Raw genomic sequence first — 19,108 nt, 5'->3', positions numbered from 1 at the left:
CGGGAACGATCCGCGCCGCACGCGCTCAGATGGCGGCCGGTGTCCACCGGGTAGCATTCCACGCCGATGTCGCCTCTTATCTCCAAACTTTCCCCGGGCCGCCTCGCGCTGGCCTTCATCGCGCTGGCCCTCGCAGGCTGCGGCGCCACGTCCAAGCGCGTGGTGTACGACCCCGAGGAATTCGACTCGACCACCACCCACGCGCGCAGCTATGCCGCCACCGAGGCGCAGACCTGCGAGGCCGCGCGGCGTGCCCTGCTGAGCCAGGGCTACCTCATCACGGCGGCCAACGTCGACCTGGTGACCGGCCGCAAGAATTTCCAGCCGGCCAGCGAGGTGCACGTCGAGGTCGAGTTTCGCGTGGTCTGCGCGCACGACCAGACCGCGGCGAAGGGGCAGCGCAAGAGCATTGCCTTCGTCACCGCGCTGCAGGACCGCTATGGCATCAAGAAGACGAACAACGCCGCCAGCGTAGGGGTCGGCGTCATCGGGTCGCTGTCGCTGCCGTTCTCTTCGAGCGACGATGCAATGGTCAAGGTGGCGAGCGAAACGCTCACCGACGAGCGCTTCTACGAACGCTTCTATGCGCTGATCGACCGCTTTCTGGTGCCGGGCGCAGTTGAGCCGAAGGGGGATGAGCCCATCCCGGCGGCGCCCGCGGCGGCCGTGACTTCACCGGTGATGCCGCAGCGCGCACCGGTCAGCGCGCCGTTGGCGACGCCGCCCGAGCCAGCCGCGACGCCGGTGGAGCTCGCGCCGAACCGCGGCTGACCCTCAGCCCGTCTGACGCTCGATGCCCTGCAGCGCGGCCTGCAGTTCATCCACGCCGAAAGGTTTCTGCAACCAGACGGTGCCGGGGATGGGGTGGGTGGGCCGCGGTTGCCCTGTGGCGAAGATCACGCGCAGCTTGTGCTGCGCCTGCAGGATCTCGACCAGGTCCAGGCCGGAAAGCGCCGGCAGACCGATGTCGGTCAGCAGCACATCGAAGGCCCCGTCGATGAAACGATCGCGTGCGACTTCGGCGCTTTTCACGCCGGCCACCCAATGGCCCAGCAACTCCAACATCTCGACCATGGCGGACAGGGTCGCCGGATCGTCCTCGACCACCAGGATCCGCAGGCCTGATACGGCATCGGTATCGGCCGGGGCGGAGGTGGGGGGCACAGGAAATTGCATGTCACGAAGGTCTGGGAAAGACCGACTGTACGCGCAGGCGGTCGCGGCCCCCTTCCCGCGCGTCGCTTTCGCACGTAGGAAGGCCGCTGGAGCACCCCCGCGTTCAGCGCGTGAGCGTCGATTTACCGAGCAGGCTCTCGATGAGTTCGACCGCCACCTCCGCCGTGCGGTTGCGCACATCGAGCGCCGGGTTGAGTTCGACCACGTCGAGCGAGCCGAGCCGGCCGGTGTCGGCGGCCATCTCCATGCACAGCTGCATCTCGCGGTAGGTGGGGCCGCCGCGCACCGCGGTGCCCACGCCCGGCGCGTCGGCCGGGTCCAGGCAGTCGAGGTCGAAACTCACATGCAGGTGCGTGTCTTCGTCCACGTCCTGCAGCGCCTCGGTCATCGTGTTGCGCATGCCGTGCTCGTCGAGGTGTCGCATGTCGAACACCGTGAGGCCCAGCGCACGGATCGCCTGCTTCTCCTCGGTATCGACGCTGCGAATGCCGATGAAGCGGATGGCCTCGGGGCCGAGCGCGGCACGCTCGCCGCTCCAGCCGGTCAGCGCCGCCGGCCCGTGCCCGAGCAGGCAGGACACCGGCATGCCGTGGATGTTGCCGCTCGGGCTGGTGCCGTGGGTGTTGACGTCGGTGTGCGCGTCGAGCCACAGCACGCGCAGCTTCTTCCCGCGCTGCCGTGCATGCCAGGCGACCGCGCTGATGGAGCCGATGGCCAGGCTGTGGTCGCCGCCCATCATGAGCGGCAGCCGGCCGGCGCCGAGCGCGGCGTCGACTGCGTCATACACCGCGCGGTTCCAGGCGACGGCTTCGTCGAGGTGGCGCAGGCCGTCGGACGGCGCGGTCCACGGTGTCGCCGGACCGGCCAGGTTGCCCGCATCGACCACCTCGAAGCCCAGGCGCGCCAGGGTGCCGGGCAGGTCGGCCACGCGCAGCGCGTCCGGCCCCATGCCGGCGCCGCGCACGCTGGCACCGATGTCGGTCGGTGCACCGATGAGTTCGACGGTCTGGATCATGGGCGCCATGATGCCCACAAGGCGTGCTGCCGTGTGTGGGAAAAGGACGTCAGCGCCAGTTGTTCGTCATGCCATCGCGCTGCGCATCACCCGCAGCCAATGAACCCCGGCACGGCCGAGGCCAGGGCACCCGCGGAACTGGCTTCGCCAGGCCGCAGGGTGCGCCCCCTTGAGGGGGAGGCGGCGACACGCAGTGCGCCGCATCGGGGGTGGGTTTCATTTTCAGCGCAGGCCGAGCACGCGCCACGCCAGCTTGGAGAGCGCCGCCACCGTCTCTTCGGCCGTGAACCGCCCGCCGGGCCGGTACCAGGTGTAGAGAAATCCTGGCAGGCTGCAGGCCGCCAGCGCGGTGATCATCGGGTCGTCGAAGTCGAAGTCGCCGTCGCGCCGGCCTTCTTCGAGCAAGGCGCACAGCTTGTCGTAGAAATGGCGCGCCAGCTTCTTCTGCGCCGCGCGGTAGGCCGGGCGGTAGGCCTGTGGCTCGCGGTACGGGAACACGGCGCAGGGGTGGTGCGCAATGGTGGCGCGGATGAGGCGCTCGATGCCTTCGGTCACCTTGGCGCGTGCGGGGCGTGTGTCGTCGGGCGGAAAGTCCATCGACGTGAAGCAGTCAACGGCGGGGCGCCACGACAGCCGCTCGAAGATCTCCTGCTTGTCGCGGAAATAGTAGTAGACGAAAGGCTTGGTGACGCCGAGCTTTCGGACGATCTGCGCCATCGTGGTGGCGGCGTAGCCCTGCTCGGCGAACAGGGTGGTGGCCGCTTGAAGGATGCGCTCGCGCTGCAGGTCGGTCGCTTCGGTGGCGGCACGCTGTCGGCCGGTGGCTTCGGATGCGGAGCGGGAAGGCTGTGCGGTCATTGTTTTTCTACCTATGGGTAGGATTGTTGTGGGCGCCTTCTGTGCTGACAAGCAGCGCACGCTATCGCAAACCCTGATCGCCGGGCCGGCGCGGCGATACAGCGCTACACAAGATTTCGCGTGTCGCTTACATCGTCTTCACACGGCCGGGGCAGCATGGAATTTCCTTCATTTCAGAGACCAGGAGATTCCATCATGAAAAAACTCACGCTCTCCCTCGCGACCTGTGCCGCCGTGTTGATGCCGCTCGGCGCCCTCACCCTGCCCACCGCTGCCCAGGCGCAGGCTTCCATCTTCATCCAGACCGCGCCACCGCCGCCGCGCGCCGAGCGCGTGCCGCCGCCGCGCCGTGGCTATGTCTGGGCGCCGGGCCACTACGAAGCACGGGGCGGTCGCTACGTGTGGGTGCGCGGCGAATATGTGCGGGCGCGCCCGGGCTATGCCTATCGCGCGCCGCAATGGCAAGACCGCGGTGGCCGCTGGGAGTACCGCCGAGGTGGTTGGGACCGCGACGGCGACGGCGTGCGCAACCGCGACGACCGCCGCCCGAACAATCCGTACCGCAACTGAAATAGACCCACCCCCGATGCGCCTGCGACGCCTCCCCCTTGAGGGGGCGCACCCAGCGGCCTGGCAAAGCCAGTTCCGCGGGTGCCCTGGCAATCATGGACTCGAGTCAGAAGAGTCGGAAGACGAGCGGCAGCAGCAGGGCGGCGAGCACCACCTGCAGCCCCAGCGCCAGGCCGGCGTAGGCGCCGGCATCGGCGTTCACCTGCAGGGCGCGCGCCGCGCCGATGCCGTGCGCCGCGGTGCCCAGCGCGAAGCCGCGGGCCCGCCAGCCGGCGTGCGTGGTCCGGATGCGCAGCGCGTCGAACAGGTACTTGCCCGACAGCGCGCCGATCAGCCCGGTGAGCACCGCGAAGACCGCCGACAGCGCGGGGATGCCGCCGATCTTCTCGGCGATGCCCATGGCCACCGGCGCCGTCACCGACTTGGGCGCCAGCGACATCACCACGTCGTGCGGCAGCCCGACCGCCCACCCCAGCGCCACCGCCGACCCACCCGCCGCGGCGCCGCCCAGCAGCGCTGCCAGCAGCACACGACCGAAGCGCGCCCGCAACTCGACCCGGCGCTGCCATAGCGGCCAACCCAGCGCGACGACCGCCGGCCCCAGCAGGAAGTGGATGAACTGCGCGCCGGCGAAGTAGGTCGGGTAGTCGACCTTCGTCAGCGTGAGGCCGCCCGCGATCGTCACGATCGACCACAGCACCGGGTTGGCCCAGGGTGCATGGCCCAGGCGAACATAGGCCGCCTGCGCGAGCAGGTACACGACCAGCGTTGCCGTCAGTCCGAACAGCGGCGACGCGGAAAGATAGACCCAGAGTTCGACGAAGTGCGGCATGTTTCTTCAGGTCTCTTTCCGATCCGGCCAGTAGAGCACCAGCGCGGTGACGGCCAGGCCGATCCAGGTCGACAGCGCGATCACCACCAGCATGCGTCCGCCGTACTGAGACAGCAGCGCCAGGTGCGTCATCACGCCGACGCCCACGGGAATGAAGAGCAACGAGAGGTGCGCCAGCAGGAAGTCCGCGCACTCGGCCACCGGCCCGCGCACCAGCGCGAAGCGCAGCGCCGGCACCAGCAGGATCAGGCCCAGCACCGGCCCGGGCAGCGGCAGCGAGAAGCCGCGCGAGAGCACCTCGCCGATCGACTGGAACACCAGCAACCACGCCAGACCGCGCAAGCCCTTCATGCGGCAGAGGCGCTAGAAGCGCGGCAGGTCCGGGTGCGGCAGGCGCCCGCCGCGCACCACCTGCTTGCCGTACTCGGCGCAGCGCTGCAGCGTGGGGATCACCTTGCCGGGGTTGAGCATGCCTTCGGGGTCGAAGGCGCGCTTCACGCCGAACATCTGCTCGTTCTCGGCCGCGGTGAACTGCACGCACATGCTGTTGAGCTTCTCCACGCCCACGCCGTGCTCGCCCGACACCGTGCCGCCCATGGCGACGCTGGTCTCCAGGATGTCGGCGCCAAAGAGCTCGCAGCGGTGCAGTTCGTCGGGGTCGTTGGCATCGAACAGCACCAGCGGATGCAGGTTGCCGTCGCCCGCGTGGAACACGTTGCAGCAGCGCAGGTTGTACTTGACCTCCATCTGCTGGATGGCCAGCAGGATATCGGCCAGCCGCTTGCGCGGGATGGTCGAGTCGAGGCACATGTAATCGGGGCTGATGCGGCCGGACGCGGGGAAGGCGTTCTTGCGGCCGCTCCAGAACTTCAAGCGCTCGTCCTCGTTCTCGCTCACCGCGATGGCGGTGGCGCCGCAGCCGCGCAGCACGGCGGTCATGCGGCCGATCTCTTCCTCGACTTCCTCGATCGTGCCGTCGGATTCGCACAGCAGGATGGCGGCGGCGTCGAGGTCGTAGCCGGCCTTGACGAAGTCCTCGACGGCAGCCGTCATGGGCTTGTCCATCATCTCGAGCCCGGCCGGGATGATGCCGGCGGCGATGACTGCCGCAACCGCGTCGCCGGCTTTGCGCACATCGTCGAAGCTGGCCATGATGCAGCGCGCGAGTTGCGGCTTGGGCACCAGCTTGACGGTGACCTCGGTGGTCACGGCCAGCATGCCTTCGCTGCCGATGACCAGCGCGAGCAGGTCGAGGCCAGGGCAGTCGAGCGCCTCGCCGCCGAAATCGATCGGCTCGCCCTCGGCCGTGAAGCCGCGCACGCGCATCACGTTGTGCAGCGTCAGGCCGTATTTCAGGCAGTGCACGCCGCCCGAGTTCTCGGCCACGTTGCCACCGATGGTGCAGGCGATCTGGCTCGACGGGTCGGGCGCGTAGTAGAGGTTGAAGGGCGCGGCCGCTTCGCTGATGGCGAGGTTGCGCACGCCGCACTGCACGACGGCGGTGCGGGCGTACGGATCGATCTTCAGGATGCGGTTGAACTTGGCCAGCGACAGCGTCACGCCCATCGCATGCGGCATCGCGCCGCCCGACAGACCGGTGCCCGCGCCGCGCGCCACCACCGGCACGCCGAGGCCGTGGCAGGTCTTGAGCACGGCGGCCACCTGCGCCTCGGTCTCGGGCAGGGCCACCACGAGCGGCCGTTGCCGATAGGCGGTGAGCCCGTCGCATTCGTAGGGGGTGGTGTCTTCGGGCTGCCAGATGAGCGCATGGGCGGGCAGGTGGGCCTGCAGCGCGCGGACGATCTGCGACTGGCGCTCGCTGCGCTGCATCAGGTCGTGCTGGGTGGGCGTGGTGGGCGCATTCATGGCGTCACTCTAGTCCGAATCCACACCTGACGGGCGGCCGGCGGCTACTTGAAGATGACCGTCTTGTGGCCGTTCATGAGCACGCGGCGTTCGCTGTGCCACTTGACGGCGCGGGCCAGCACCTGGCTTTCGGTGTCGCGGCCGCGAGCCGTCAGGTCTTCGACCGTGTCGGTGTGGTCGGCGCGGGCCACGTCCTGCTCGATGATCGGGCCCTCGTCGAGGTCGGCCGTCACGTAGTGCGCCGTGGCGCCGATCAGCTTCACGCCGCGGTCGTGCGCCTGGTAGTAGGGCTTGGCACCCTTGAAGCTGGGCAGGAACGAGTGGTGGATGTTGATGGCGCGGCCGGCCAGCTTGGCGCACAGGTCGTTGCTCAGCACCTGCATGTAGCGCGCCAGCACCACCAGTTCGGAGCCTTCGGCTTCGATGATCTCCAACTGCTTCGCCTCGGCCTGCGGTTTGGTCGCCGCCGTCACCGGGATGTGGTGGAAGGGCACGTTGTAGCTGGCGGCCAGCTGGTAGAAGTCGCGGTGGTTCGAGACGATGGCGCGCACGTCGATGGCCAGCAGACCGCTCTTCCAGCGGAACAGCAGGTCGTTCAGGCAGTGGCCTTCCTTGCTGACCAGAATGACTGTCTTCACCGGCTGGCTGGCGTCGTGCAGCTTCCAGTCCATGCCGAAGCCCTGGGCCAGTTCGCCGAGCTCCTTGGCGAGGGCGTCGCGGCCATGCGCGGTGCAGGCGAAGCGCACTCGCATGAAGAACAGGCCGGTGCCGTGGTCGTTGTACTGCGCCGCTTCTTCGATGTTGCCGCCGCGCTCGAGCAGGAAGCCCGAGACGGCGTGGACGATGCCGGTGCGGTCCGGGCAGGAAAGGGTCAGGATGTACGCGCTCATAAGGGCGCAGATTGTCGCAGCCCCTGCGGTGGGGCGGTCGCGGTGCCAGAATGGCCTCTTCCTTTTCTTCGTGTCCGTTCAGCAGAGGAGCGACCCATGGCCACCCCCGACTTCAACATGGACAACCAGTGGTTGCCCTTCACCCCCAACCGTGCCTTCAAGAAAGACCCTCGCGTTTTCGTGGCGGCCGATGGCATGGAGTTCACCACGCACGACGGCCGGAAGGTCGTCGACGGCATCTCGTCGCTGTGGTGCGTGGGCGCGGGCCACAATCGCCAACCGATCAACGAGGCGATCAAGAAGCAGCTCGACACGCTCGACTATGCGACCGCCTTCCAGGTCAGCAACGACAAGGCCTTCAAGGCCGCCGAGATGATCGCGGCGATGGCGCCGGGCGACCTGAACAAGGTGCTGTTCTGCAACTCGGGCTCGGAAGCCGCCGACACCTCGCTGAAGGTGGCACTGGCCTACCACCGCGCCCGCGGCGAAGGCCACCGCAACGTGTTCATCGGCCGCGAGAAGGGCTACCACGGCGTGGGCTTCGGCGGCATGTCGGTCGGCGGCATTCCGGGCAACCGCAAGACCTTCGGCACGGCGTTTTTGCCGCGCGTGGACCACATGCGCTTCATCCATGACCCGGTGAACCATGCCTACATCCACAACCAGGAGCCAGTGTGGGCCGAAGACCCGCTGCTGGAACTCGAACAGCGCATCCTGCCGCTGCATGACCCGAGCAATGTCGCGGCCATCATCGTCGAGCCCATCGCCGGGTCGGCCGGCTGGTACGTGCCGCCGCAGGGCTACCTGAAGCGCCTGCGCGAGATCTGCGACAAGCACGGCATCCTGCTGATCTTCGACGAGGTCATCACCGGCTTCGGCCGACTGGGCACGAACTTCGGCGCGGACTACTACGGCGTGGTGCCCGACATGCTGAACTTCGCCAAGGCGGTCACCAACGGCGTGATCCCGATGGGCGGCGTGATCTGCCGCGACAAGCTCTACGACGCGATGATGAAGACCGATGCGCCGGAGCATGTCGTCGAGTTCTTCCACGGCTACACCTACTCGGGCCACCCGGTGGCGGCGGCCGCGGCTATTGCGACGCTCGAGTTGTTCCAGAAAGAGCAGCTGTTCTCGCGCGCCGGTGAGATGGGTCCGGTGCTGGGCAACGCCTTCCACAGCGCGTTCAAGGGGCTGCCGAATGTGATCGGCATCCGCAGCCTCGGCTTGGCCGCGGCGGTGGAACTGGCGCCGATGGCTGGCGCGCCGGGCAAGCGGGCCTACGACATCTTCGTGGACTGCTTCCACAAGGGCGCGCTGGTGCGACCGGCCGGCGACGTGATCGTGATCGCGCCGCCGTACATCGTGGAAAAGTCGCACATCGACACGCTGGTCAACACGCTGGCGGACGCGATCAAGAGGGCCGCTTAAGAAGGTCGCCGCAGGCTCGCGCAATAGTCCTGTGGCGGCAGCGGCGCTGTCTTCCAGATGCTGTCGTAGTCAGGGGTCGGGCCTGCGGGCGTCGCTGACGCCGTGGCCAGCAACTGCACGCTCGCCAACTTCATGTCGCTCGGCAGATGCTGGGGCACACCCAGCGACCGCAGCACATGGCCGGCGCCAGCGATCAGCAACACCGTCTTGCCGGGCTGGCGCGCCTTGGCCACCGCCTGCGCCATGGCGCGGTCCCGCGCGATCTGGATGCGCGTCATCGGCCCGATCTGCGATTCGGGCAGCAGGTTGCAGTGGCCTTCGCGCACGGCTTTCTGTTGCGCCAGGCGTGCGCTATCGCTCAATTGCGCATCGAGGGAGACGTCGGCCATCGCATCCTTCATGCGTTCGCGCGGCAGATTGGCGCCCGTCACCGGCACGCCGGCGCGCACCGCGGCCATCACCGCCGGGCCGTAGTGGCCCCAGCGCCACGCCTTGTCGTCCCAGCTCAGCGCGGTGCGGACCTGCTCTTCCGTGGCGTCGGCCGGCAGGTGGCCGGTGCCATTGCCTTCCTCGACCATCTCCAGCGTCAATGCGGCCAGCCGACCGCGTGCGACCAGGGCCTCGACGGCTTCGCGTTCGATGACATGGTGTTCGGGCGCATCGTGCTGTTCGCCGATCAGCACGGCGTCGGCTGGCAACAGCGTGGCGATGCGGCGAGCGGTCGGTGAATCGGCCACAGGCGGCAAAGCCGCGCAGCCGGCGAGCAGAGCCACACCGAGAGCGAAGGCGAGATGCGGTGCGGCCCGGCGTGAAAGAAGCATGGCCGCGCGTCGGATCAGTGCACCAGCACCGGGGTGTGCGCCAGCTCGGCGTAGCCCTCGAGCGTGTCCTCGACCTCTTCCTGCGTGGGCGTGTTCAGTTGCCAGGCCGAGATCTGCTGCTGGAACAGCTCGGCCCAGGAGCCGTCGAGGTACACCTCTTTGCCCGAGCGCTTGTCGACGATCTCGAAGCCGTGGCGGGCCAGCACCGGCAGGTGCGGCTCGACGGGGGCGTCACCCTCGGTGGGCTGCACATGCACGACGACGAACGATTCGGAGTCGTACAGCATGTTCATGGCGGGGCCGGTGAGGATGTCGATGGCGTTCATGGATGTTAGATAGCAATCAACGCGCCAGTTTCAAGAAGCATCGGGAATTACGCGTCGTGATGAGTCATTAATGGCTCAATTCGGTCCGCCGGCCGGCAGTTGTTCCCGCAAACGCATGTCGGCGAAGTCGCCGTTCGCCTGTGTCAATTTGAACCGTACCGGCAGATAACCCAGGGCCGGCGCCAGCCACAGCTCGACGGTGTCGTCGTAGGGCTTGCGCGCGTTGCGGGTCAGCTTGCGGGCGACGAAGTCGCCGGCCGGCAGGCGCAACTGCTCCTCTTCGCCGATCTTGAAGATCCACAGGTCGGCGTCGCGCGTGCCCACGGTCTGGATCGCGATCGCCCCGTCGGTCTGGTAGCGCGCCGGGTCGCCCGCCATCAGCGCGCCCAGCTGCAGCATCACGCTCAGGCGGTCCTGCGCGCCGGGCATCAGCGCGACCGGCGGCGCGTTGTTGCTGAACACGACCTGGCCCTGGTCGCGCACGAAGTGCGAGGCCACCTCGCGCTTGCGGGTGTCAGAAAAGCGCGTCGGCTCGATGCCGCTCGCGCCGATCGTGCCCTGGCTGTGCTGCGAGCGCAGCGTGACGAAGAGCGCGCCCATCGACAGGCGCGCGTCGTAGGCCTGCCCGTCCTGCTTCCATTCGAGCTCGCCGAAGAGGTTCACTGGCGCCGATCCGACCTGGCCGGTGGCGGAGAACTTCAGCCGGACCGAGCCGGGCAGCCTGGTGGGCGGCGGCTCCGCCGTGGCCATGGGCGCCGCGGGTGCGCTCGCCTCCGGTTCGGGTGCCGGCACCAGAGCCTCTCCGACGTCGCTCGCTCCCGAAGCCGTCGCCGTTCCGTCGACCGCGGGCGATTCGAGAGGGGCTTCGACCGTCGTGGCGGGAAGCGGGGCCGCAGCAGGCGTCGCGGCAGGTGGGGGCGCAGCCGGCGCCGGGCGGGGTTTGGGCGGCGGTTTGGGCTTGGGCGCGGCCACCACGGGTTTCGGCGGCGGCTTCGGCGCCTCGACCACCGGCGGGGCCGGCGGCGCGACCACGATCGTCCGCGTGATGAAGCGCTGGGCCGGCGACTCGCTCGGCCGCCGCATCGCACCCGAGACCCAGCCCAGCAGCGCCAGATGCGCCGCAATGACGACCGCCGCCACCGCGGCCAACGTGCGCCAGGGCGGGCGCTCCGGCGGCGCGGCACCGTGGGGCGGGAGGAGGGCGGCGGTCATGGTCAGGGGTGGATCGGGCCGCGCGCCGGAGGTTCACCTCGGTACACTGCCGCCCGTTCAACCAGTTTAGTTGCGATGCCGCCACCGGCACCGCCGTTCCCATGAAACTCGCCACCCTCAAGGACGGCTCGCGCGACGGCCAACTGGTCGTCGTCTCGCGCGACCTGACGCTCGCCCACTACGCCACCGGCATCGCCAGCCGGCTGCAGCAGGTGCTCGACGACTGGGGCTTCATGAGCCCGCAACTGCAGGACCTGTACGACGAGCTCAACAGCGGCCGCGCGCGTCACGCCTTCCCCTTCGACCCCGTCCAGTGCATGGCCCCGCTGCCGCGCGCCTACCAGTGGGCCGACGGATCGGCGTACCTCAACCACGTCGAGCTGGTGCGCAAGGCCCGCAATGCGGAGGTGCCCGAGAGCTTCTACACCGACCCGCTGATGTACCAGGGCGGCAGCGATGACTTCATCGGCCCGATGGACGACGTGGTGGTGCCGAGCGAATCGATGGGCATCGACTTCGAGGCCGAGATCGCGGTCGTCACCGGCGACGTGCGCATGGGCGTCACGCCCGAGCAGGCGCTCGACGGCATCCGGCTGGTGATGCTGGTCAACGACATCAGCCTGCGTAACCTCATTCCCGCCGAACTGGCCAAGGGCTTCGGCTTCTTCCAGAGCAAGCCTGCCACCGCTTTCAGCCCCGTGGCCGTCACGCTCGACGAACTGGGCGAGGCCTGGCGCGAAGGCCGCGTCCACCTGCCGCTGCAGAGCAGCTGGAACGGCCGCAAGGTCGGCCTGTGCGATGCGGGTGAGGAGATGACCTTCCACTTCGGCCAACTCATCGCCCACGTCGCCAAGACGCGCAACGTGCGCGCCGGCAGCATCGTCGGCAGCGGTACCGTGAGCAACAAGGGCGTGGAAAAGAACGGCCGCATGGAATGGCCCAAGGGCTACTCGTGCATCGCCGAAAAGCGCTGCATCGAAACCATCCAGGACGGCCAGCCGAGCACCGAGTTCATGCGCTACGGCGACACCATCCGCATCGAGATGAAGGGCCTGGACGGCCGCTCGCTGTTCGGCGCGATCGACCAGGAGATCGTGGCGCCGGGTGGGAGGGAGCGGGCGGCGGCTGCAGCGGCGGCAGCCGCTGCGAGTGCGCTGAAGGTGCAGGCCGACGCGGCTGGCGAGCACTGAGCCGCGACGGGCGCGGCCCCTTCGCGACGCCTACTTCGCGTACGCCCGCCGCGACCCGTCCGGGAACACCTCGTCGTCGCGATCCGGCTGGCCGTTGGCGTCCCAGGTGCGCTCGCGCATGACGCGGCCCGTGTCGTCGTAGGCCGACTCGCTCTGGAGGCGGCCCGCGTCGTCGAAGCGGCGGTGCAGGCCGATCGGCAGCAGGCGGCCGCGCGGGGCGGGGGCGCTGAAGCGGCCTTGGGCGGCGCGCTGGCCGTTGTCGTGGAACTCGGTGATGTCGGCCACGCGCGCCAGGCCCTCGCCGCTGTAGACCGTCGTGCTGCGCGGCTGGCCGTTGAGGTAGAAGCTGTCGTCGCTGAGCGTCGCACCGGCCGGGCTCCAGCGCTGCTCGCGCAGCAGCGAACCGCGCTCCGAATACTCCGCCTCGCGCTGCTTCACGCTGCCGCGCTCGCCCACGAGCGCCGCCAGTTCGTAGCGCTTGACGCCTTCGGACGAGAAGCGCTGCTCGATGCGTTGGTTGCCTGCCAGTTCTTCGATCGATTCGGGTTTGCCGTTGTCGTAGAGGCGCTCGCTGCGCACCCGCTTGCCGGCCACGAAGGCTTGGCGCGCGCGCAGGCCGCCTTTGGCGTCGAACAGCTCGACCTGCGACGGCGTGCTGCCGCTGAAGCCGCACAGCCGCGCGTCGTCCGCTGCCGGCGCGAGCACCGGCTTGTCGGCGCAGCGCAGCGCCGACAACTGGCCCGTGGGCGTGAACTCGGCCGATGCGCGCTCGCCGCCCGGATCGGTGTAGAACGCGACCCGCCGCAGCTGGCCACTGGGGTGGAAGCTGCGCACCAGGCCGAGCTCGCGGCCGTCGTCGTAGGTGGCCTCGCGCAGCACCTGGCCGTCGGGGTAGAACTCGCGGGCGCGGCCTTGCAGGTTGCCCTTGGCGTTCACGCTCTGTTCCTTGGCCAGCTTGCCGCGGTCGTAGTAGCGCACCGCGCCCATGAAGACGCCGTTGCGCAGCTCCTGCTCGCGCTGCAGTTCGCCGCTGTCGCGGTCCTTGCAGCGCATCACGCCGGTCTTGCCCTGCGTCGTATGGCCGTTGGCCGGGTTGACGCGCTCGCCGTTGAGCTCGCAGTTCTGCACCGCGTGCACCGCCGTACCGGACAACGCCAGGAGTCCGGCCGCCACCACGGCGCGCGCGCTCATCGGCCCATCTCCAGGGCCAGCGACTTGAGGCCGCGGATCATCATCTCGACCGCGACCGCCACGAGGATCAGCCCCATCAGCCGTTCGAGCGCCAGCACCACGCGGTCGCCGATCAGGCGCTGGATGCGGTCGGACAGCACCAGCACCAGCGCGCAGACCGCCATGGTCACGCTGAGCGCGGCGATCCATTCGAGCCGGCGTTGCGGCGCCTGCGACACCAGCAGCATCACGGTGGCCAGCGCCGACGGGCCGGCCAGGGCGGGAATGGCCAGCGGCACGATCAGCGGCTCGCGCGTGTCGGTGCTCTCGTAGGCCGTGTGGTTCGGGAAGATCATGCGCAGCGCGATGAGGAAGAGCACCACCGCGCCCGCGATCTGCAGCGACAGGCCCGACAGACCCATCACCCGCAGGAAGCTGTCGCCGACGAACATGAAGGCCAGCAGCAGCACGAACGCGATCAGCACTTCGCGCAGGATCACGCCGGCGCGCCGCTCGGGCGCGACGTGGCGCAGCGCATTGGCGAAGATGGGGATGTTGCCCAGCGGGTCGCAGATGAGCAGCAGCAGGACCGTGGCGGAGGCGAAGGTGTAGGTCACGGGCCGATTATCTGTTGCAAGACGTGTCCAGAGCGGCCGTCGATAATCGTTCGCCGCAGCCCTCGCGACGCGGTGCCGTTGAACTCGCGCACCGCCTTTCGCTCCATCGGTGGCCATCTGAATTCCTGGAGACCTGCATGACTTTCCTTCCCTCGCTGCGGCGCGCCGCCTTCTGCTTGGCGCTGGCCGCGACGGGCACTTCGGTACTTGCCCAGCCGGCCGCGCCGGTGGAAGTGCAGGGCGCCTGGGTCCGTGCCGCCGTGCCTGGCCAGAGCGGCACCGGCGCCTTCATGAAGCTCACCGCGCAGGCCGGCGTGCGCCTGGTCGGCGTGAGCACGCCGGTCGCCGGCGTGGCCGAGGTGCACGAGATGAAGATGGAGGGCGACACGATGCGCATGCGCGCCATCGCCGGCCTCGACCTGCCGGCGCACCAGACCGTCGAGCTCAAGCCTGGCGGCTATCACCTGATGCTGATGGACCTGAAGCAGCCGGTCGCCAAAGACACGACGATCCCGCTGACGCTGCAGTTCCAGGACGCGCAGGGCGCGAAGAGCACGCTCTCGCTGAACGCGCCGGTGCGTTCGATGGCGCCCGCCGGCGCGGCCCCGGCGCACATGCATAAGCACTGATCGCCGACGCTGCTGCGGGCACGCTGGAGTAAGCTGGCGAACCCACAGCCGGAGACACCCATGAGCGATGCGACATCCCCTTTCGCCTTCAGCCAGTTCGTCCCGGGCTTCGACTTTTTGAAGAACCTCGCCGGCGGCGCGAACCCGGGCGGCGGCGCCGTTCCCGGCCTGCCGAGCCTGTCGAACTGGGTGGCGCCGACGCTCTCGGTCGAAGAGGTCGACAAGCGCATCCAGGAACTCAAGACGGTGCAGTACTGGCTCGAGCAGAACGGCCACGCGCTCAAGGCGACCATCCAGGCGCTCGAGGTGCAGAAGATGACGCTGTCGACCCTGCGCGGCATGAACGTGCAGATGGAAGACCTGGCGAAGGCCTTCACGCGCGCCGCTGCCGTGGTCGAGCCGATGGCGCCCCCGCCCGCACCGCCGAGCGCGACCCCCGAGGCGGCAGCCCCCGAATCGGCCGAGGCCGAACCGTCGCCGCCCGAGCCTGCGCAGAAGGTCGACAAGGGCGCCACGCCCGGTGTGGTCGACCCACTGCAATGGTGGAACGCGCTCACGCAGCAGTTCCAGCAGATCGCGCAGACCGCCGTGGAAGACGCCGGGCAGCTCAAGATGCCCGGCGCGGTCGGTACAACGCCCGCCCGCGCGGCCGCGGTGAAGCGGACGGCGCCGAAGAAGGCCGCCGCCAAGAAGACATCGACGAAGACAGCAAAGACGACCACCGCGCGCAAGACGCCGACCGCATCGCGCACACGCAGCCGATGACGCCGTCTTGCGCCCACCCCGAACCTTCCGGACTCCGCGCATGAAACTCTTTCCCACCGGCCACGCCACCCATCCGCAATGGATCATGGCGGCCGGCCTCGTTCTGGCGCAGGTGCGCGCCCAGATGGCACTGGCCGACTACGCCTCCGCACCGACGCTGGGCCTGCTCTACATCACCGACCACTACGCCGACGACGCGCAGGAGATCCTCGACCACCTGAGCGCCGAACTGCCGGAAGTGACCGACTGGTCGGGCACCGTCGCCGTCGGCGTGGCGGCCAACAACGCCGAGTATTTCGACGAGCCCGGCATGAGCCTGATGCTCTGTGCGTTGCCGAGCGACCAGTACCGCGTGTTCTCCGGCGTGGCGCCGCTGGGCAATTCCGAGATGACCGGTTTCGAGGCGTACACGGCGCTGGTCCATGCGGACCCGCGCACGCACGAGCTCGCCGAACTGGTGGGCGAGATGGCAGGGCGTACCGACACCGGCTACCTCTTCGGCGGCCTTTCGTCCGGGCGCGACGAGTCGCTGCAGTTCGCGATCGGCGGCAACGGCAACATCCGCGGCCACGGCGCAGCGGGCGGCGTCTTCTCGGGCGGCCTGACGGGCGTGCTGTTCGGCGAAGGCGTGCGGCTGGTGTCGCGCGTCACGCAGGGTTGCCAGCCGGTGTCGCGCGAACGCGAGATCACCGAGGCCGACGGCAACCTGCTGCTCACGCTCGACGGCGAGCCAGCGCTCGATGTGCTGCTGGCCGACCTGAACGTGTCACTCGACCAGCCGCAGGCGGCGATCGAGGCGGTACGTGCCACGCTGGTGGGCCTGGTCGACGCGGGCCGCGACGGCATCCGCCGGACCGGCGACCTGGGGGACGACGTGCTGGTGCGCCACATCATTGGGCTCGACCCGACGCGCCGCGGCATCGCGATCGCCGATGAGGTCGAAGCCGGCATGCGCATGAGCTTCTGCCGGCGCAACGCGCAGGCCGCACGTGCCGACCTGATGCGCATCTGCGCGGAGATCCGCGAAGAGCTCGAGCCCGAGGAGCAGACACTGGCGACCGCACGCGCGGTGGCCGCGGGCGAAGCCGAGGCGGCGCCGCATCCGGCGCGTCGCGTGGCCGGTGCGGTCTATGTCAGCTGTTCGGGCCGCGGCGGGCCGCACTTCGGTGCGCCAGGCGCCGAGATGCAGATCGTGCGGCATGCGCTGGGCGACGTGCCGCTCGTCGGCTTCTTCGCGGCCGGGGAAATCGCCCGCCACCGCGTCTACGGCTACACCGGCGTGCTGACCGTCTTCGTCGCCTAGCCTTTCTCAAAGGCGAACTCGACCTCGGGCGACAGCCCGCTGACGATGCGTGCGATCGACTTGCCGGCACCGCAGGCGTGGATCCATCCGGCGGCGCCCGGGGCGACGTTCAGGAAGAGGTTGCGCATGCGGGTGCGGCCGATCAGCGGCAGGCCGCTGGCGCCGCGCGCGTAGGGCCGTGTGCTGAGCACGGCGCCGCGGGCGTCGACCACGCCGGGCAGCAGCCGCTCGACATCCGCGAGCAGGCGGGCCAGCCGAAGGTCGTCGGGCAGCGCGGCGGCGGCACTGTCGGCGCTGACCGTCGTCCACACCCGCAGGCGCTCGCCCTCCGGCGTCGCGATGCGCTGCATCCGCAGCCGGCTGTCCCAGTCATGGAGCAGTGCCGTCGGCGCGCGTTCTGCATCCTTGAGCGGCAGCACCACCGAATGCTCGTGCATCAGCCGCAGTCGCAGCGGCATGCCCAGGTCCTGCGCCACGGCCGCGCTGCCGCAGCCCAGGGCCATCACGTAGGCGTCGGCGCGCAAGGTGCTGCGTTCGCCGTCGGCATTGCGCAGCTCGACGTGGTCGACCCGGCCCTCTTGCGCATGCAGCTTCGTCACCGTGTGGTTCATGAGAAAGCGCACGCCGGCGGCACGGCACAGGAAGATGGTGCTGTCGGCGAAACCGGCGGCGTCGGACGAGGTGCCCTCGCGCGTGAAGGCGGCGCCGGCGAGTCGGCCGCGCAGCGATGCAAGGGCCGGCTCGAGGCGCACGGCCTCTTCGGCCGAGAGCAGGTGCATCACGCAGCCCAGCGCATGCAGGCGCGGCACGTTGCGCTCGAACTGCGCGAAGGCCTCGGCGTCGGTGTAGATGCGCATCCAGCCCGGCCCGCGGGGGGTCTGCGTCACACCGGTCTCGCGACCCAGCGCACGCACGCTCTCGCGGCTGTAGGCGCCCAGTCGCACCAGGTGTTCCATGCGTTCGGTCGGGCGATGGGCGGCACCGGTCAGGTAGCCGGCCCAGCCGTGCATGCGGTGGCGCATCCGATCGAAGGCCGCGCGCCACGAAAAGCCAGCGCCACGGGCGGCGGCGGGCTGGGCGGGAGCCGCTTTTGCGACCAGCCCGCGGGCCTTGGCGGCGGGTGTGCCATGACGGTCGATTACCGTCACCTCGTGGCCGAGTTGCTGGAGGTAGTAAGCCGAAGCGACGCCGAGCAGGCCGCCGCCCAAAACGATCACGCGCATGGTCCAGATCCTTGTGGGATGGCACAAACGGCGGATGCATGACAAGCCAGGTGGTGGCGGGTCGCATCCGGGTTCGGGTTGCCGCTCCCTCTGTCCTTGGTACCTGAGAGATTCGCCCGCAGCGGCGTGCGGCGGGGTTGCTCCTTCGGTGCATCGCGCGGGGCGATGGCTCTCCAGACGGCTAGATCAATAGACGGCAGTCATCGAACCGGCATGCGGTTCACCTCGGCGTTCATGGGAGTTTGCGCTTACGGTGGGGTGGGGGACACCCGCTCTCCTGCAGACCTAGAGTTTACCCTTGTTGACAATTTGGCGCGACTGGCCATTCGGCCTAGGCGGGTCGCTGTCAGGGCTCTCGGCTGGTCTTGCTCGGTTTGGCGTCGCTGCGGCGCAGTCGGGTGAAGGCCTCGAATTCCCAGTTGCGCATGCCCAGCAGCAGGGTGTAGCCCTCGCGGTCGTTGGGCGAGAGCTTCTGGTCGGTCTGGTGCTGCTGCGCGAAATCCTGCGCCACCCGCTGCAGCCGTTCGAGGAAGGACGGCGCCAGCGCCCGGCTGATCGAGCCGTGCACCAGCAGCAGACCCTCGGCCGGGCCGTCGAAGCCGCCACGGTAGTAGTCGAGCACCACGTTCTCCCGGAAGAAGTCCATCACCGGCCCGTGCGGCCGCCAGCGGAAAGTCTTGGCCAGCTTGAGCCGGTAGCGGTTGAGCGGGCGCAGCTCGATGATGCCGATGCGGTCGAGCTGCACCAGGCAGGCGATGCATTCGGCTTCGGTGATGCGGTAGGCCGCCACGATCTGCTCCAGCGTCCATTGGCTCAGCACGTTGATGGCCACCAGCAGCAGCTTCTTGTCGCGCACCACCGCCTTCTCCTGCTCCTGCGTCAGCTCGCGCAGCAGCGGCTGGGCGTCGGCCACGCGACGGGCCAGCTCGGCGAAGTCGATCTTGAGCGCCCGGCAGATCGCGTCGACCCGGCTGAGGGGCATGTCGCCCTTGGCCAGCATGCGCTTGACGCTCGATTCGGCCATGCCCAGCGCGCGCGCCAGGTCGGCGTAGGTCATGCGGGCGCTCTTGAGTTCGTTCTTCACGGCCTGGACGAGGTCGACGGTGGTGCTCATGGAAAACAGGTCCTTGGTACTGATTTTCGATACCGGTCGGCTTGGATTGGCAGACCGTATCGATTTTCGATGCCAATTTGTGCCGGTGGCAACTAGATTC

21 protein-coding genes and 1 riboswitch are annotated in these 19,108 nt (G+C 69.0%); of the genes, 7 read left to right on the top strand and 14 right to left on the bottom strand.

The features are described 5' to 3' along the window. Positions 1-66: 66 nt before the first annotated feature. Positions 67-771: a DUF2242 domain-containing protein gene (locus ACSFA0_RS21925; protein ID WP_435452388.1), complete on the top strand. Its 705-nt coding sequence runs from the start codon at positions 67-69 to the stop codon at positions 769-771. A gap of 3 nt (positions 772-774) precedes the next feature. Here ACSFA0_RS21925 and ACSFA0_RS21920 read toward each other — a convergent pair whose 3' ends face one another. The 3 genes from ACSFA0_RS21920 to ACSFA0_RS21910 form a co-directional block, all read right to left on the bottom strand. Next, positions 775-1,176, bottom strand: coding sequence for a response regulator (locus tag ACSFA0_RS21920; protein WP_435452387.1), 402 nt, complete (start codon positions 1,174-1,176; stop codon positions 775-777). 103 nt (positions 1,177-1,279) lie between these two features. Beyond that, complete coding sequence (rocF, locus tag ACSFA0_RS21915) at positions 1,280-2,191, bottom strand: arginase (RefSeq protein ID WP_435452386.1); 912 nt, start codon at positions 2,189-2,191, stop codon at positions 1,280-1,282. Positions 2,192-2,413: 222 nt separating this feature from the next. Continuing rightward, positions 2,414-3,049 (bottom strand): TetR/AcrR family transcriptional regulator, encoded by a 636-nt coding sequence (locus tag ACSFA0_RS21910; RefSeq protein ID WP_435452385.1) that lies wholly within the window; start codon positions 3,047-3,049, stop codon positions 2,414-2,416. Positions 3,050-3,244: 195 nt separating this feature from the next. On the opposite strand from ACSFA0_RS21910, the gene ACSFA0_RS21905 reads away from it, so the two are divergent. Then, entirely contained in the window at positions 3,245-3,619 is a 375-nt protein-coding gene (locus ACSFA0_RS21905) for a YXWGXW repeat-containing protein (RefSeq protein WP_435452384.1), read from the top strand. Between the two features lie 106 nt (positions 3,620-3,725). Here the strand turns inward: ACSFA0_RS21905 and ACSFA0_RS21900 are convergent, their stop codons facing one another. The 4 genes from ACSFA0_RS21900 to purU are packed head-to-tail and all read right to left on the bottom strand — an operon-like array spanning position 3,726 to position 7,207. After that, on the bottom strand, positions 3,726-4,451 hold the full coding sequence (locus ACSFA0_RS21900) for an LrgB family protein (protein ID WP_435452383.1): 726 nt from the start codon (positions 4,449-4,451) through the stop codon (positions 3,726-3,728). Positions 4,452-4,457: 6 nt separating this feature from the next. After that, positions 4,458-4,802 (bottom strand): CidA/LrgA family protein, encoded by a 345-nt coding sequence (locus ACSFA0_RS21895; protein WP_435452382.1) that lies wholly within the window; start codon positions 4,800-4,802, stop codon positions 4,458-4,460. Positions 4,803-4,814: 12 nt separating this feature from the next. Continuing rightward, a complete protein-coding gene (locus ACSFA0_RS21890; RefSeq protein ID WP_435452381.1) occupies positions 4,815-6,317 on the bottom strand; it encodes an FAD-linked oxidase C-terminal domain-containing protein in 1,503 nt (500 codons plus the stop codon). Between the two features lie 44 nt (positions 6,318-6,361). Further along, the gene (gene purU / locus ACSFA0_RS21885) at positions 6,362-7,207 is read right to left on the bottom strand and encodes a formyltetrahydrofolate deformylase (protein ID WP_435452380.1); all 846 of its coding nucleotides are present in this window, start codon (positions 7,205-7,207) and stop codon (positions 6,362-6,364) included. Between the two features lie 96 nt (positions 7,208-7,303). On the opposite strand from purU, the gene aptA reads away from it, so the two are divergent. Next, complete coding sequence (gene aptA / locus ACSFA0_RS21880) at positions 7,304-8,638, top strand: omega-aminotransferase AptA (protein ID WP_435452379.1); 1,335 nt, start codon at positions 7,304-7,306, stop codon at positions 8,636-8,638. Here aptA and ACSFA0_RS21875 read toward each other — a convergent pair. The 3 genes from ACSFA0_RS21875 to ACSFA0_RS21865 form a co-directional block, all read right to left on the bottom strand. Beyond that, positions 8,635-9,459, bottom strand: a complete 825-nt coding sequence (locus tag ACSFA0_RS21875; protein WP_435452378.1) for a ChaN family lipoprotein — start codon at positions 9,457-9,459, stop codon at positions 8,635-8,637. The genes aptA and ACSFA0_RS21875 overlap by 4 nt on opposite strands. 14 nt (positions 9,460-9,473) lie before the next feature. Then, on the bottom strand, positions 9,474-9,785 hold the full coding sequence (locus tag ACSFA0_RS21870) for a BTH_I0359 family protein (protein ID WP_435452377.1): 312 nt from the start codon (positions 9,783-9,785) through the stop codon (positions 9,474-9,476). A gap of 75 nt (positions 9,786-9,860) precedes the next feature. Next, positions 9,861-10,997 carry a DUF3108 domain-containing protein gene (locus tag ACSFA0_RS21865; RefSeq protein WP_435452376.1) on the bottom strand — a complete coding sequence of 379 codons (1,137 nt, stop codon included), beginning with the start codon at positions 10,995-10,997 and terminating at the stop codon, positions 9,861-9,863. Between the two features lie 101 nt (positions 10,998-11,098). Here ACSFA0_RS21865 and ACSFA0_RS21860 point away from each other — a divergent pair, with 101 nt between their 5' ends. After that, entirely contained in the window at positions 11,099-12,187 is a 1,089-nt protein-coding gene (locus tag ACSFA0_RS21860) for a fumarylacetoacetate hydrolase family protein (RefSeq protein WP_435452375.1), read from the top strand. Positions 12,188-12,217: 30 nt separating this feature from the next. Here the strand turns inward: ACSFA0_RS21860 and ACSFA0_RS21855 are convergent, their stop codons facing one another. Then, positions 12,218-13,378: a toxin-antitoxin system YwqK family antitoxin gene (locus ACSFA0_RS21855; protein ID WP_435452374.1), complete on the bottom strand. Its 1,161-nt coding sequence runs from the start codon at positions 13,376-13,378 to the stop codon at positions 12,218-12,220. Next, on the bottom strand, positions 13,375-13,974 hold the full coding sequence (locus ACSFA0_RS21850) for a MarC family protein (protein WP_286646995.1): 600 nt from the start codon (positions 13,972-13,974) through the stop codon (positions 13,375-13,377). The genes ACSFA0_RS21855 and ACSFA0_RS21850 overlap by 4 nt, the downstream gene beginning before the upstream one ends. Positions 13,975-14,111: 137 nt before the next feature. Between ACSFA0_RS21850 and ACSFA0_RS21845 the strand changes: the two genes are divergently transcribed. The 3 genes from ACSFA0_RS21845 to ACSFA0_RS21835 are packed head-to-tail and all read left to right on the top strand — an operon-like array spanning position 14,112 to position 16,671. Beyond that, complete coding sequence (locus tag ACSFA0_RS21845) at positions 14,112-14,603, top strand: copper chaperone PCu(A)C (protein WP_435452373.1); 492 nt, start codon at positions 14,112-14,114, stop codon at positions 14,601-14,603. Positions 14,604-14,663: 60 nt separating this feature from the next. Beyond that, entirely contained in the window at positions 14,664-15,368 is a 705-nt protein-coding gene (locus tag ACSFA0_RS21840) for a PhaM family polyhydroxyalkanoate granule multifunctional regulatory protein (RefSeq protein WP_435452372.1), read from the top strand. A gap of 40 nt (positions 15,369-15,408) precedes the next feature. Next, a complete protein-coding gene (locus tag ACSFA0_RS21835; protein WP_435452371.1) occupies positions 15,409-16,671 on the top strand; it encodes an FIST signal transduction protein in 1,263 nt (420 codons plus the stop codon). On the opposite strand, the gene ACSFA0_RS21830 is transcribed toward ACSFA0_RS21835, so the two are convergent. Next, a complete protein-coding gene (locus ACSFA0_RS21830; protein ID WP_435452370.1) occupies positions 16,668-17,894 on the bottom strand; it encodes an FAD-dependent oxidoreductase in 1,227 nt (408 codons plus the stop codon). The two genes, ACSFA0_RS21835 and ACSFA0_RS21830, sit on opposite strands and share 4 nt — an antisense overlap. A gap of 80 nt (positions 17,895-17,974) precedes the next feature. Beyond that, positions 17,975-18,081, bottom strand: a riboswitch (glycine riboswitch). Between the two features lie 159 nt (positions 18,082-18,240). Then, entirely contained in the window at positions 18,241-19,008 is a 768-nt protein-coding gene (locus ACSFA0_RS21825; RefSeq protein WP_435452369.1) for a helix-turn-helix domain-containing protein, read from the bottom strand. Positions 19,009-19,108 lie beyond the last annotated feature (100 nt).

Source organism: Variovorax restrictus (assembly GCF_051216715.1).
Taxonomy (GTDB): domain Bacteria; phylum Pseudomonadota; class Gammaproteobacteria; order Burkholderiales; family Burkholderiaceae_C; genus Variovorax.
This window is presented reverse-complemented; position numbering and strand designations above follow the sequence as displayed.